Here is a 14,623-nt window from a genome sequence, read left to right on the forward strand (position 1 = left end):
GACTCATTGATGCGTAAGTGCAGCGATTTCGCGCTATGGTGATGCGTAAATGCATCAGCAGGAGAACCGAATGAATTGGGATGACGCGCGGGTATTTCTGGCTGTGTGCCGTGAATCAACCTTAAGGGGCGCCGCGCGGGTGCTGGGTGTCGATCAGGCCACGGTCGGACGACGGGTCACCGCGTTGGAGAAATCATTGAGTGCGACATTGTTTCTGCGCACGTCCGAGGGCTATGCACTGACCGCATTGGGCGAGGCAGCACTCACCGCCGTGGAAAAAATGGAGCATTCCGCGCTGGAACTGGAACGGCAGATTCAAGGACTTGACGACCGATTGACCGGCATCGTGCGGGTCACCACCACCGACTCGCTGGCCATCGATTTTCTGATCCCGGCGGTTGCGCAACTGCATGACCGGCATCCGGACGTGCGGGTGCAACTGGACGCGTCCACACAGTTTCTCAGCCTGGCGAAACGCGAAGCCGACATCGCCGTGCGCAACACCCGCCCGGACAATCCGGACCTGATTGCCCGGCGCATCGCGCGCTGGCCGGTGGGTCTTTTTGCTTCTCAGGCTTATGTGGACGCCCACGGCATACCGGAACCGGGCTCGGCGTTCGAGGGGCATGACCTGGTGGTGTATCAACCATATTTGCAGGGTAAAAAGGAGATGACGCTGGTCTCGGAACCGCTCGGTCGTGGACGGATTGTGGCGAGCCTGAGTTCCAGCCTGCTGGTAAGACGATCGATTGCCGTTGGGATCGGGCTGGGGGAGATTCCGGTGTACATGGGAGAGAGGGACGGCCTGGTCAGGCTGTGGCCGGCGCGCACGCGGCCGGTACCGTATGACATCTGGCTAGTGACCCACGCGGATTTGCGGCATACCGCCAGGGTCCGGGCGGTGATCGAACAAATTGTCGCGGTGTTTTCGGGGACCGGCGAGTGATCCGCATAACCTGTAGCAGCTGGCGAAGCCTGCGTCCGGCTGCGCAGCAGTCGTAAGTTCAGTACATACGGTTGGTCAGGCAAACCGCATTGTATGATTTTACGACTGCTGCGCAGCCGGACGCAGGCTTCGCCAGCTGCTACAGGACCGCGTTCAGCGTTATGGCATTTCAGGCAATTCCTGCGGCCGCAGGTCGAACACCAGCACTTCGGCATCCACGCCGTTGCTCAAGGTCAACGCCTGTTCCTGGCGAACCCGCACGCCGTCACCTTCCTGCAACTGCACGCCGTTGAGTTCGACACTGCCGCGCGCCACATGCACATAGGCGTAGCGGTTGGTGGCCAGTTCGAGGGTGGCGCTTTCCTGGCCGTCAATCAGTGCGGCATACACCCGTGCATCCTGACGCACCTTCAGCGAACCCTTGTCACCGTCGGGGGAGATGATCAGTTGCAGGCGCCCACGTTTCTTCTGCGTGCTGAAATGCTCCTGCTGGTAACGCGGTTTGGCGCCGCTCACCTCCGGCACGATCCAGATTTGCAGGAAGTGCACTGGCCGCGTGGCCGAGTGGTTGTATTCGCTGTGTGCCACGCCACTGCCGGCGCTCATCAGTTGCACATCACCAGGGCGGATCACCGAGCCGGTGCCCAGGGTGTCCTTGTGTTCCAGCGCACCTTCAAGCACGTAGGAGAAAATCTCCATGTCGCGGTGCGGGTGCTGGCCAAAGCCTTTTCCGGCGGCCACCCGGTCGTCGTTGATCACCAGCAGGTCGGAAAAACCCTGCTCCTTAGGGTTGCGGTAGTTGGCGAAGGAAAAGGTATGGAACGACTTCAACCAACCGTGATTGGCCGCACCGCGATCCGAGGCTTTGCGAAGGGTCAGCATGATGAAATCTCCTGTTGGGACGTTGATTCGTCCGAGTGAGGAGAAGGTTAATGTTTATCCGTGGATGCAATAAGTAGATGGAAACTGAAATACTGTCTCGTTTGAGTTGACAGTTTTGCAGGCTACATCACGTAATATCCTCCGACGTTGGCGCCACACTTGGCCATAATGCATGGCATCCCGTTTATGCCAGGCACATAACCCCTGTGGGAGCGGGCTTGCTCGCGAAATCGGTGTTTCAGTCACCAACAGTGTTGAATGTGACGCCGCTTTCGCGAGCAAGCCCGCTCCCACAGGGATCCAGTGTTCGGTAAATATCTTCTTTTGACTCCAGTGATTTGAACCCATGAAAACCGTGGCAATGGTGCTCTTTCCGGATTTCCTCCTGCTCGACATGGCCGGCCCCATGGAGGTGTTTTCCATCGCCAACCGCTATCTGGAGCCCGCCGAACGTTATGAGCTGTCGACCATCGGCACCGACCATGGCGCGCTCCGTGCCTCCAATGGCGTCAGCGTTCACGCCGATCTACACATCGATCAAGCGAATCAAGGCTATGACCTGCTGCTGGTGCCGGGCGGTCCCGGTGCGTACAACGAGAAACCGCCGCTGTTGCTCGACTGGCTCAAGGGTGCCGTCCCCCGGTCCAAGCGATACGGTTCGATCTGCACCGGGGCCTTCGTGCTGGGGCACGCCGGTTTGCTCGACGGTTATCGCGTCACCACGCACTGGCATTACACCGAACGGTTGATCAAGGGCTTTCCCCAGGCGATCGTCGAGACTGATCAGATTTACGTCCAGGACCGCAATCTCATCACGTCCGGCGGCGTTACCGCAGGCATCGATCTCGCGCTGGCGGTGGTGGCTGAAGACCACGGCAAGAAGGTCGCCCAGGATGTGGCCAAAGTGCTGCTGGTGGTGATGAAGCGCCAGGGTGGGCAAGCGCAGTTCAGTCCGTTGATGGCCACCGTCGCGCCCCATGAAACGCCGGTGACCCGCGTACAGAACCATGTACTGGAGCACCTTGATAAAGCTTTCACCATCGAATGCATGGCCAGCCTGGCAAACATGAGTGCGCGGCACTTCTCGCGAGTGTTTGCCCGTGAAGTGAGCATGACGCCCATGGAGTTTCTCCAGAGCGCGCGCATCGACTGCGCCAGGAATCTGTTGGAAACCAGCGAGTTGCCGCTCAAGACAGTGGCCTTCAAAAGTGGCTTCGGCAGTGTGAGGCACATGCGTTTTCTGTTCAGTGAAAAGCTCGGGTTGACCCCCGCCCAATACCGCGAACAGTTCAGCTAGAGCGGTTTTGTCCGTTGCGCGCACCGTGATGGCCGTGATGCTCCCCCCGTGGCTGTTGTACCGTCACGGAGGCCTGCCAAGATACCGGTGAACTCTTTGCAATGGAGATGCGTGAGTCTGGCGCGCAATGGATTTTGCTGTCCCTTGAGTCGCCCCGGGTTTGCGCACGCGAATGTGCATGAACGGCCTCAAAGATATAAACAGCGATGCGGTGCTGCGATTCGGCCCGTACGCATTCCACCTGCGGCAACGGCTGATCCTGGACGATGATCGGCCGCTGCGCATGGGCGGGCGGGCGCTGGATATTTTGCAGGTGCTGGTCCAGCGCGCGGGCACCGTGGTCAGCAAGGACGAGTTGATCGCACTCGTCTGGCCGACGTCCGTGGTCGAAGAAATCAACCTGCGCGTGCACATTGCGGCGCTGCGTCGTGCCTTGGGCGACGGGCAGAACGGACAGCGCTACATCGTCAATATTCCCCAGCGCGGTTATAGCTTTATTGCGGCGGTGCTGCGTGTGCCCGCGAGCACGCTGGCTTCGATTGAAAACGCCCACAAACCCCAGCACAACTTGCCTGCGCGGCTGACGCCGGTGACTGGTCGGGATTCAATCGTCGGCAGCCTGGTCCGGCAGTTGCCGGTCCGGCGGCAGATGACCCTGGTCGGGCCCGGGGGCATCGGCAAGACCACCGTTGCATTGCGGGTGGCCGAGCTCCTGTTGCAGCACTATCAGGATGGCGTCTGGCTGGTGGATCTCGCGACCATCGATGACCCGGCGCAAGTGCTCGATCATCTGCTGCGCACCCTTGAATTGGACGTCGGGACCACGTTGGAAGCGCTGGCGGATCGACACGCGCTGCTGGTGCTCGATAACTGCGAGCATCTGCACGAACGTTGTCGGACATTGATCGAGGAACTGTTAGCGTCGGCACCTCGGCTGTCGATCCTGGCCACCAGCCGCGAACCGCTGCTGGCGGCGGGGGAAACAGTCCAGCGCTTGCCGGCGCTCGCGGTGCCGCCCGCGTCGGCGTTGCACAGTGTGACTGAGGTCATGGGGTATTCGGCGGTGCAGTTGTTCGTCAGTCGAGCCCGTACCCACCAGCAAGGTTTCGTCCTGCGCGCACAAGACCTTAACGCGGTGCGCGAAATCTGCCGGCGGCTCGATGGTCTGCCGCTGGCCATCGAACTGGCGGCAGCGCACATCGATGCGCTGGCGCTGGTGGGGGTGCAAGCCCAGCTCGATAACTGTTTTCAGCTGCTGACTCAGGGCCGGCGCACCGCCGTGCCTCGGCATCAATCCCTCAAAGCCGCGCTGGACTGGAGCTACGAACGGCTGAGCGTGCTGGAGCAAACCGTGTTGCAACGCCTGTCGGTGTTCAAAATGGCCTTCACCCTGGACGCGGCGATTGGCGTGGTCAGTTGCGCGGCGCTGTCGCCGTCACGCCTGGTGGACGTACTGGAAAACCTGGCGCTCAAATCGCTGCTGACCCTGGACCAGGCCAGCGGCGTGACCCGATTCCGCTTTCTCAATACCACCCGCGGCTATGCCCTGGAGAAACTCGAACGCAGTGGTGGTTTGTGGGCCTTTGAAATGCGTTATGCCCGCTACGTCAGCCGGGCGCGCTGGACGTCAGGCGGGCAGGTCACGCTGCAACTCATCGAGTAAGCGTCGGACCTTGCTCAAGTCCGGCGTGGCGTAGCCTTCGGTGAACCGGGCGTAAACCGGCGCCAGCAACGCGTGGGCTTGCTGGAAACGGCCCTGACGCTGCCAAAGCAGTGCCAGCGAGGTGGCGCTGCGCAGTTCCCAGGCCAGTGCGCCCTGGTGTTGTGCCACGTTCAACGCCCGGAGCAACACCGCCTCGGCCGCGTTGCTGTTCCGCGGGCAATCCTCTGCGAGGAGCGTATCAGCTCTGGCCCGCAGAATTTCCGCCGTGCTCCAGCCGGCCCGGCCGGTATCGGCGCGCTGCAATAGCTCGTCGTCGACGAAACCGGTGTCCAGCGTCACCATGATTTCCTTGATCAAGCCCGCGCCCGGTTGCGGTGTCGTCTGCGGGTAGGTGCCATCGATCACCCGGGCATACTGTTGGGCCCAGCTGTAGAACAGCAGCACCGAGTGTTTTTGCGCTTGTTCCAGCAACAGGCGCAAGAGGTCGCGGGCGGTTTGGCTGTCACCGTTGTAATGGGCGATCAGGCAGCCAGCCAGCGCCAGGGTGTAGCAGATGGACGTGCCGTGGTTGATCTGGAGCGCGATGTCCAGCGCCTGCTGCGCGGTGCGCCAGGCCTGTTCCGGTTGACCTTGTATCCACAGGATGCGCGCCAGGACCGTCAGGGCGGCCACGCTCTGGTCGTACTGGACGCCAAACCCATGGGTGAAGCGATTGAGGTGACCACTCTGGGCCATGCGCTGGATGACCTGTTCGGCGTTGGTCCGGGCCAGTCGCTGATCGCCGGCGAAGTGCAGGGCCAGCACTCGCAAGCGGTGAGTGCTGAGGGCTAGCACGGCGTCGCCGTCCAGCCCCAGTCGGTCAAACCGCTGGCTCTGCTCCAGGGCCATTTGATAGTTGCCGCAACTGAGATTGACCGCCATGTGCCCGGAGACGGCCCGAAGTTGACCGGCCACATCGTTGTTGTTTTTGGCCAGGGTCCTGGCGCTGACGAAGGCTTCGATGGTTTCGGCGGTGCCACCCTGGGTGTGATAGCAGGAGCTGCCGAGGGCCAGCTTGAGGGCCATTTTCAGGCGAGGGCAGGGCTCGGGTGAGTCGTCGAGCAGGGCCAGGGCCCGGCGCACATACCCGCCGTGTTCCTTGAGCAGCGACAATTCCTGCCACAGCGGCGTGGACGTTGCCGCCAGCCGGATCGCCAGTGCCTGCGGCCCTCGGGCATTCAAACCCCAATCAAGCGCAGCGCGTATGTCTTCCAGGCCACGGGCATAACGCTCTATCCACAGACCGGTCGGGATGTTTTCCCAATCAATTTGCGCCTGACGCATCAAGGCCAGGCAGCGTTCGGCATGGCGCTCGCGGGTGTCTGGCTGGTCGCTGGCCTGATCGAGTTTTTCCATGGCATAGCTGCGGGTGGTATCGAGCAGGCGGTAGAACACTTCTTCGTCACCCACTTCGACGTTCAACAGCGACTTGGCCACCAGTTGCGTGATCGAGCCGAACACTTCGCAGGGCTCAATGTGGTCGCCGACGATCACCGCCGCCGCCGACTCCAGCGTGAAGCCACCCCGGAACACGCCCAATCGACGCAGGCAGGTTTGTTCACAGGGGCTGAGCAGTTCGAAGCTCCAGTCCAGCGTGGCGCGCAGGGTCTGATGCCGGCCCGGGGTGGTCTGGAAACCCTGGGTGAGCAGGCGAAAACTGCCTTGCAGCTGCGCCAGCAAGCCGCCCAGACCAAAATGGCCAACTTGTGCGGCCGCCAGTTCAATGGCCAGTGGAATGCCGTCCAGACGGTGGCAGATTTCAATCAGCAGCGGCAGTTCGTCATCGCGCAGTTCGAAACTGTCGTGGCTGGCCATCGCTCGCTCGACGAACAGTTGCAGCGCGGAAAAGCTCAGCGCTTGAGCGCGATCCAGCACCGCGATGGGCGGTGGGCAGTCCAGCGATTCAAGGCGCTGGACGAATTCACCCTCGGCTCGCAGGCTCTCGCGACTGGTGGCCAGGATGTGCACCTCGGGCGCGGCGCGCAAGACGCTTTCGCAGAGCAGGGCGACGGTGTCGACCAGGTGTTCGCAGTTGTCGATCACCAGCAGCATCTGCCGGTCCCGCAAGAATGTGGCGAGGCCGCTCATCGGTTCGGCGTCATGCAGGGATAAATCCAGCAGCGTCGCCAGGTGAGCGCTGATCATCAAGGGGTCGTTGATCGGTGCCAGGTCCAGTAAGCGAATGCCATCCCGATAACGCCCGATCAAGCGTTCGGCGACGCGCAGGGCGACGGTGGTCTTGCCAATGCCGCCGGGACCGACCAGGGTGATGAAGCGCTGGCGTGACAGTTGCGTGACCAGATTGTCGACCAACAACTGGCGCCCGATCATCCGCGTGCGGCGCACGGGCAGGTTGTGAGCGCTGGGCGGCGGCCCTTCGATCTCGGGAGGCTGCTCGATCTGTTCCAGCGAGTAGGGCGCGACAAAGCTGTACCCGCGCTGTGCCACGGTGACGATATAACGCTGGCCGGCCTGACCATCGCCGAGCGCTTTGCGCAACGCGGCCATGTGCACCCGCAGGTTGATGTCTTCCACCACGCTCTTGGGCCAGACGCCGGCGATCAGCTGTTGCTTGCTGACCACGTTCCCGGCGTGCTCCAGCAGGATCAACAGGATGTCCATGGCGCGCCGGCCCAGCCGCAACGGCTGGTCGGCCTCCATCACCAGGCGTTGTCCGGGAAAGATCCGGTAAGGGCCGAAATGGATGGCCTGTTCGGGAGAAAATATCAACGGGTTACTCCTGCTTGCATCCGTCTAGTACGCGGCTTTTCGCGCATATTCCTCAGGTTTGTCCGTTAACGCAACGAGGGTTCGGGTGACTGCCGGGTGTTCGCTCCGACCGTCGGTATCCAGAGCCCATCGCAAGCGTCGTGTTTATGGGGCGCTACGTTAGCAAAGCAGGTGTTGCGGCATTTGGCGCACGATTGAAAATTAACAACGTTTAACTCGTCGTGAGCCCGCAAAACTCCAACCCTGTAGGAGCTGCCGCAGGCTGCGATCTTTTGATCTTATAAAAGACAAATCAAAAGATCGCAGCCTGCGGCAGCTCCTACAAGGATTTGTTCAGTCAAGAGGACGACCGGAATGAGCAATGTGGTGGTGGTCTATCACAGTGGCTACGGGCACACCCGGGTCATGGCCGAAGCCGTGGCGCAAGGTGTGGAACGGCACCTGGGCAGCACGTGCCAGCTGATTCCGGTGGAGGACGTGGAGCAACACTGGGACCGTTTACACCAGGCCGACGCCATCATCTTCGGCGCCCCGACCTACATGGGCAGCGCCTCGGCGCCCTTCAAGGGTTTCATGGAAGCCACCGCTGCGTTCTATCTGGCCCAGCCGTGGCGCGACAAGTTCGCTGCCGGCTTCACCAATTCCGGCTGCCTGTGCGGCGACAAACTCAACACGTTGCTGCAGATGGCGGTGTTCGCCGCGCAGCATTCGATGATCTGGGTCGGCCTCGACCTGCTGCCAGCGCGCAGCGCCACGGGCGTGTTCGATGGGCAAATGAACCGCCTCGGCAGTTCGCTGGGCGCCATGGCGCAATCGAACGTCGAACAGACCCCGGACCTTGCCCCACCCCCCGAAGACCGCTGCACCGCCGCCCACCTGGGCGAGCGAGTGGCGCGACTCGCCGAACGCATGAGCCACCCACCGGTTTGATCCACCCCCACACTCCCTGAGGAGACATCGCATGAGCACGTTCACCACCCGAGACGGTACCGAGATTTACTACAAGGATTGGGGCACCGGCCAGCCCATCGTTTTCAGCCACGGTTGGCCATTGAACGCCGACAGCTGGGAGTCGCAGATGATCTTCCTCGCCTCCAAAGGCTATCGGGTGATCGCTCACGACCGTCGGGGGCATGGCCGCTCCAGCCAACCCTGGACCGGCAACGACATGGACACCTATGCCGATGACCTGGCGCAGTTGATCGAATTGCTGGAGCTGAAGGACGCCGTGCTGTTCGGCTTCTCCACCGGCGGTGGCGAAGTGGCGCGTTACATCGGTCGCCACGGCACCGGTCGCGTGGCCAAGGCCGGGCTGATTTCTTCGGTCCCGCCGCTGATGCTCAAGACCGAGGCCAACCCGGGCGGCCTGCCGATCGAGGTGTTCGACGGCATTCGTCAAGCGTCCCTGGCCGACCGTTCGCAGCTCTACATCGACCTCGCCAGCGGCCCATTCTTTGGCTTCAACAAACCGGATGCCAAGCCGTCACAGGGCATGATCGACTGGTTCTGGATGCAAGGCATGACCTCCGGCCACAAGAACGCCTATGACTGCATCAAGGCATTTTCCGAAACCGACTTCACCGAAGACCTGAAGAAATTCGACATTCCGACCCTCGTGGTGCACGGCGATGCGGACCAGGTGGTGCCGATCGAAGCGGCGGGCATTGCCTCGGCAAAACTGGTCAAGGGCTCTACGCTGAAGGTTTACCCAGGCGCTCCCCATGGCTTGACGGACACCCATAAGGATCAGCTCAACGCTGATTTGTTGGCGTTCCTCAAGGGTTGATGCGCCCCGGGCGTTGGAGCGACCGGCGCCCGCCTTTGTAGCAGCTGTCGAGCTTGCGAGGCTGCGTACGGCTGCGTAGCAGTCGTGAAACCGGATAACGCGGTTTACCCGAAACACCGTGATGATTGATTTCACGACTGCTGCGCAGCCGTACGCAGCCTCGCAAGCTCGACAGCTGCTACGAGCGGTGCGTCGTTGTGCGTTATTGAGCGTTTAGTTGAGCGGTATGGGCGAGGCGGTGAACTGAGGGAGATAAGCGCATGTGGCGGCAGCGCCACGCAAACGGATTGATGCCTTCGCTGCGGGTGAAAATATGGCAAAAATGTGCCTGGTCGCAGAAGCCGCATTCGAGGCTGATTTGCGTCAGTGTCAGGTCGGTGCTCTGGATCATTTGCTTGGCGCGGGCGATGCGTTGGTGGCGAATCCAGTCTTGAGGCGAGAGCCCGGTGCTGCACTTGAATGCGCGGGAGAAGTGGCTGCGCGAGAGGGCGCAGGCCCGTGCCAGCTCGGTCACCTCAACGGTTTCACCGAGGCGTTCGAGGATCAGTTGTTTGGCCAGGCTTTCGCGCCACGGGGTGAGGCCGCCAGTGGTTTTTTTTCGCGTTTCAGGGGCCGTCGTGCAGGCGACGTTTTGCTGAGAATGAGCCATGACAGATGTCCGTGTCGGTGAGCTTCATTCTTGGGCGCGCAGCGGCGGCAGGCGAGTTAAACGTTGTTAATTCCTGTTTGACGTGGGCACTGCCTAGGAAAGTCAGACACAATCATTACCCTCGCGCCTGGCTGAACACATAAGGGAACCGTGCCTATGAACCGTAACGATCTGCGCCGCGTCGACATGAACCTGTTGGTGATTTTCGAGGCGTTGATGTTCGAAAAGAACCTGACTCGGGTAGCCGAAAAACTGTTCATGGGCCAACCGGCGGTGAGTGCGGCGCTGGGGCGGTTGCGGGATTTGTTCGACGATCCGTTGCTGTTGCGCAACGGTCGCGGCATGGAGCCGACGGGCCGGGCGCTGGCGATTCTCAAGGAATTGCAGCCTGCGATGGATGTGATTTCCGGGGCGGTGAGCCGGGCCAAGGAGTTCGATCCCACGACCAGTTGCGATGTGTTTCGCATTGGGCTGTCAGACGATGCCGAGTTCGGTTTGTTTCCGCCGCTGCTGCGGCAGCTGCAAGAGGAGGCGCCGGGGATCGTGGTGGTGGTGCGCCGCGCGAATTACTTGCTGATGCCGGCATTGCTGGCGTCGGGGGAAATTTCAGTGGGGGTGAGCTACACCACGGATTTGCCCGCGAATGCCAAGTGCAAGAAGTTGCGGGACATTCCCTGCAAGGTGCTGCGCGGCGATAAGCGGCCGGGGACGCTGACGCTGGACGAGTACTGCGAACGGCCTCATGCCATGGTGTCGTTCTCCGGCGACTTGAGCGGCAACATTGATCTGGATCTGGCCAAGGTTGGTCGTAGCCGTCGCGTGGTATTGGGTGTGCCGCAGTTCAGTGGCTTGCGTGCGTTACTCGCCGGTACTGAAATGATCGCTACTGTGCCGGATTATGCGGCGTGTGCGCTGGTTGAAGGGTGTGCGTTGAGGGCTGAGGATCCGCCGTTTCCCATTGATGCGGCGCAGCTTTCGATGGCGTGGAGTGGGGTGCATGACAATGATCCGGCGGAGCGGTGGTTGCGGTCGCGGATCAGTGAGTTCATGTCCAAGTCTTTGCCGATTGCTTCTTGAACGTGGCGGCCTTTGGGCCGACCGGTTTCTTCCGGGTGTACATATCCATTCCTGCGGTAACGGCCGCTTAGGGTTTCGCCCTTACGGCGACTCACTTTTTTTACAAGCGCCTAAAAAAGTAAGCAAAAAAACGCTCGCCCCAAGCGTCCGGCCCCTCGCTAGGGCTCGGCGTTCCCTCGCTCCGGTATCCATCCGGGGACACTGCCCTCCGGTCTGCTTCGCGACGACCTACATGCAGCGTGTTCGACTGCGTCGAACGGCGCTGCGCGCCACTCCCCGGATGCACACCTCCACTCAGCCTCCCGACGGGGCGGGTGGATCAAGATCAAGAGCAGGCGAGCTGACGCTCGGCCTTGAGTGGTGAAAATCAAAAGCCATACGCCGATCAATTGTGGGAGCGAGCTTGCTCGCGAAAGCGTCCTGACAGACGACCGATTCGCAGCTGAACGCGATCCCACTGTAGGAGCTGCCGCAGGCTGCGATCTTTTGATCTTGATTTTGGCGGCCTGAAAGCCGACCAATATTTTGGGTATACCCCAATCCTTGTGGGTTCACAGATTCCGGCTCTTCCATGAAAAGAGCACGTACATTCAATTTTTCCCGCCCTCCCACCGGCACTATCAAATGAGGTTCCGGCGCATCGCTGCCGGTGGTCTTTCATTTGTGCAGGTAGCCCATGAACGCTTCGCGATGGGATCAACGGGCCCAGGACTTCGGGCTGTTTTTTTTACGGGTCAGCGGCGGTTTGTTTCTGCTGTGGGTGCACGGTTTGCCGAAGCTGCTTAACTACAGCGCGCAACTGCAAAACATCGAGGACCCTTTTCACTTGGGCGCGAATGTCACGCTGATGCTGGCGATTTTTGCCGAGGTGCTGTGTCCGCTGTTGATCATGGCAGGGGTGTTGGTGCGTTTGGCGTGCCTGCCGGTTTTGTGTGTGCTGTTGGTCGCGATGCTGGTCGTGCATCCGCAGTGGAGCATCGAAGAAGGGCAGTTCGGCTGGTTGCTGTTGATTCTGTTCACCAGCATTTTTATCGCCGGGCCGGGACGGCTGGCGTTCAATGGCCGTTTGCGCGGAGTCTTCCGTTATGCCTGATTCCAATCGTTTCGAAGAAGTCGTGACCCTGGTCATCAAGCACCGGGTAAAAGCCGGTTTTGAAGGGCCCTACGAGGCCTGGTTGCGCAACATTGTCAGCATCGCCGGGCAGCAGGAAGGGCACTTGGGGGTGGACGTGATGCGCGGCAAGAACGCCGGCCTCGACATGTATACCTGCGTGCTGCGTTTTTGCACCACCGAGGCCATGCAGCGTTGGCTGGATTCGTCGCAACGGCTGGAACTGGTCAACGAGGCCACGCCGATGCTGGCGGACGGCGACCAGACCGAGGTCAATCCGGTCAATGAATTCTGGTTTGCGCCGCAAGCCGACGCCGCGTCGCCACCACCGCCGCGCTGGAAGCAGGCCGTGGTGACGTTGTTGGTGATTCTGCCGCACACGTTGCTGGTGCCGCTGATCTGGGGCCCGCTGCTGCAGCTCAACGCCTTTCTCTCCAATTACGTGGTTGCGACTTTCCTGATCACGCTGACCATCGTCGTTTCGGTGGTGTACCTGTTCATGCCGATCGCGACGCGGTTGTTCGCGCCTTGGCTGTCCCCTTCCACTCAGCCCAAGGAAACGCGATGAACGCCGATCTGATTTTGTTCAATGGCCAATTTCATACCGTTGACCGTGAAAATCCACTCGCCAGTGCCGTTGCCATCAGCGACGGTCGTTTCGTCGCGGTGGGCACCGATGCCCAAGCCATGGCTTTACGCGGCTCCGGCACCCAGGTCATCGACCTCAAGGGTCGTTGCGTCATCCCCGGCCTCAACGATTCACACTTGCACCTGATCCGTGGCGGTTTGAACTACAACCTCGAACTGCGCTGGGAGGGCGTGCCGTCGGTGGCCGATGCCTTGCGCATGCTCAAGGAGCAGGCCGACCGCACGCCGACGCCGCAGTGGGTGCGCGTGGTTGGCGGTTGGAACGAGTTCCAGTTCGCCGAAAAACGCATGCCGACGCTCGAAGAACTCAACCAGGCTGCGCCGGATACGCCGGTGTTTGTCCTGCACTTGTACGACCGCGCCTTGCTCAACCGTGCCGCATTGCGCGTCGCCGGTTACACGCGCAATACGCCGAACCCACCGGGGGGCGAGATCGTGCGCGATGCCAACGGCGACCCGACCGGCATGTTGGTCGCGCGTCCGAACGCGATGATTCTGTACTCGACGCTGGCCAAGGGGCCGAAGTTGCCGCTGGATTATCAGGTCAACTCGACGCGCCAGTTCATGCGCGAACTCAACCGTCTCGGCCTGACCAGTGCCATTGATGCGGGCGGTGGCTTCCAGAATTATCCGGACGATTATCAGGTGATCGAGCAGTTGGCCAAGGACCAGCAATTGACCATCCGCATCGCCTACAACCTGTTCACCCAGAAGCCCAAGGAAGAACTGACCGACTTCAAGAACTGGACCAGCAGCGTGACGCTGCACCAGGGCGACGATTACCTGCGGCACAACGGCGCCGGGGAAATGCTGGTGTTTTCGGCAGCGGATTTCGAGGACTTCCTTGAGCCGCGCCCGGACTTGCCGCAAACCATGGAAGACGAGCTGGATCCCGTGGTGCGCCACTTGGTCGAACAGCGCTGGCCGTTCCGTTTGCACGCCACGTACAACGAATCCATCAGCCGCATGCTCGACGTGTTCGAGAAGGTCAACCGTGACATTCCGTTCAACGGTTTGCCGTGGTTTTTCGACCATGCCGAAACCATCACACCGCAGAACATCGAGCGGGTGAGGGCCCTGGGCGGCGGGATCGCGATTCAGGATCGCATGGCGTTCCAGGGCGAATATTTTGTCGAGCGCTACGGCGCCAAAGCGGCCGAAGCGACGCCGCCGATCAAGCGCATGCTGGCCGAAGGTGTACCGGTCGGCGCTGGCACCGATGCCACGCGGGTGTCCAGCTACAATCCATGGACCTCGCTGTACTGGATGGTCAGCGGCCGCACCGTCGGTGGCCTGGAACTGCACGCCGAGGGGCTGTCCCGGCAGACCGCGCTGGAACTGTTTACCCACGGCAGCGCCTGGTTCTCTTCCGAGCAGGGCAAGAAAGGCATGATCAAAGTCGGCCAGCTGGCTGACGTGGCGGCGTTGAGCGCAGATTTTTTCAACGTCGATGAAGAAGCGATCAAGTGGATCGAATCGGTGCTGACGGTGGTCGGCGGCAAGGTGGTGTACGCCGCCGGTGATTTCGAAAAACTCGGACCGGCCAGCGTGCCGGTGCTGCCGGACTGGTCGCCGGTGGTGAAGGTGCCGGGGCACTGGCGTCCGAACTCGCCGATGCAGGCGCAGGTTCACCACTGCAGCGGGCCGTGCGGAGTGCATTCCCACAGTCATGAAAAGGCGCGCTTGTCGAATGCGCCGGTCAGCGATTTTGCAGGTTTCTGGGGCGCCTTTGGCTGCTCGTGCTTCGCGTTCTGACGCTACAAAAACAAGCGTCGATCCTTGTGTGTCGGCGCTT

Annotated in this window: 12 protein-coding genes; 9 read left to right on the forward strand and 3 right to left on the reverse strand. The window is 61.2% G+C overall.

Annotated features, from left to right (window positions below):
• The first annotated feature begins 70 nt into the window (after positions 1-70).
• Positions 71-946, forward strand: coding sequence for a LysR family transcriptional regulator (locus tag ACA052_RS09815; RefSeq protein ID WP_497649472.1), 876 nt, complete (start codon positions 71-73; stop codon positions 944-946).
• Positions 947-1,105: 159 nt separating this feature from the next.
• On the opposite strand, the gene ACA052_RS09820 is transcribed toward ACA052_RS09815, so the two are convergent.
• Positions 1,106-1,828 (reverse strand): pirin family protein, encoded by a 723-nt coding sequence (locus ACA052_RS09820; RefSeq protein WP_497649473.1) that lies wholly within the window; start codon positions 1,826-1,828, stop codon positions 1,106-1,108.
• A gap of 346 nt (positions 1,829-2,174) precedes the next feature.
• Here ACA052_RS09820 and ACA052_RS09825 point away from each other — a divergent pair, with 346 nt between their 5' ends.
• Positions 2,175-3,125, forward strand: coding sequence for a GlxA family transcriptional regulator (locus tag ACA052_RS09825; protein WP_497649474.1), 951 nt, complete (start codon positions 2,175-2,177; stop codon positions 3,123-3,125).
• A 178-nt stretch (positions 3,126-3,303) separates the two neighbouring features.
• On the forward strand, positions 3,304-4,788 hold the full coding sequence (locus ACA052_RS09830; protein WP_497649475.1) for an ATP-binding protein: 1,485 nt from the start codon (positions 3,304-3,306) through the stop codon (positions 4,786-4,788).
• On the opposite strand, the gene ACA052_RS09835 is transcribed toward ACA052_RS09830, so the two are convergent.
• Complete coding sequence (locus ACA052_RS09835) at positions 4,753-7,557, reverse strand: ATP-binding protein (protein WP_497649476.1); 2,805 nt, start codon at positions 7,555-7,557, stop codon at positions 4,753-4,755. The two genes, ACA052_RS09830 and ACA052_RS09835, sit on opposite strands and share 36 nt — an antisense overlap.
• Positions 7,558-7,911: 354 nt before the next feature.
• On the opposite strand from ACA052_RS09835, the gene ACA052_RS09840 reads away from it, so the two are divergent.
• Entirely contained in the window at positions 7,912-8,487 is a 576-nt protein-coding gene (locus tag ACA052_RS09840; protein ID WP_497649477.1) for a flavodoxin family protein, read from the forward strand.
• Positions 8,488-8,518: 31 nt separating this feature from the next.
• A complete protein-coding gene (locus ACA052_RS09845) occupies positions 8,519-9,343 on the forward strand; it encodes an alpha/beta fold hydrolase (RefSeq protein WP_497649478.1) in 825 nt (274 codons plus the stop codon).
• A 202-nt stretch (positions 9,344-9,545) separates the two neighbouring features.
• Here ACA052_RS09845 and ACA052_RS09850 read toward each other — a convergent pair whose 3' ends face one another.
• The gene (locus ACA052_RS09850; protein WP_497649479.1) at positions 9,546-9,992 is read right to left on the reverse strand and encodes a helix-turn-helix domain-containing protein; all 447 of its coding nucleotides are present in this window, start codon (positions 9,990-9,992) and stop codon (positions 9,546-9,548) included.
• A 156-nt stretch (positions 9,993-10,148) separates the two neighbouring features.
• Between ACA052_RS09850 and ACA052_RS09855 the strand changes: the two genes are divergently transcribed.
• The 4 genes from ACA052_RS09855 to ACA052_RS09870 all read left to right on the forward strand — a co-directional run bounded on the left by ACA052_RS09855 (position 10,149) and on the right by ACA052_RS09870 (position 14,583).
• Positions 10,149-11,069, forward strand: coding sequence for a LysR family transcriptional regulator (locus ACA052_RS09855; RefSeq protein WP_497649480.1), 921 nt, complete (start codon positions 10,149-10,151; stop codon positions 11,067-11,069).
• A gap of 676 nt (positions 11,070-11,745) precedes the next feature.
• The gene (locus ACA052_RS09860; RefSeq protein ID WP_497649481.1) at positions 11,746-12,162 is read left to right on the forward strand and encodes a DoxX family protein; all 417 of its coding nucleotides are present in this window, start codon (positions 11,746-11,748) and stop codon (positions 12,160-12,162) included.
• Positions 12,155-12,748 carry an antibiotic biosynthesis monooxygenase gene (locus ACA052_RS09865; RefSeq protein WP_497649482.1) on the forward strand — a complete coding sequence of 198 codons (594 nt, stop codon included), beginning with the start codon at positions 12,155-12,157 and terminating at the stop codon, positions 12,746-12,748. The genes ACA052_RS09860 and ACA052_RS09865 overlap by 8 nt, the downstream gene beginning before the upstream one ends.
• Positions 12,745-14,583 carry an amidohydrolase gene (locus tag ACA052_RS09870; protein WP_497649483.1) on the forward strand — a complete coding sequence of 613 codons (1,839 nt, stop codon included), beginning with the start codon at positions 12,745-12,747 and terminating at the stop codon, positions 14,581-14,583. Before ACA052_RS09865 ends, ACA052_RS09870 begins: the two co-directional genes overlap by 4 nt.
• Positions 14,584-14,623 lie beyond the last annotated feature (40 nt).

Source organism: Pseudomonas sp. LBUM1644 (assembly GCF_059716195.1).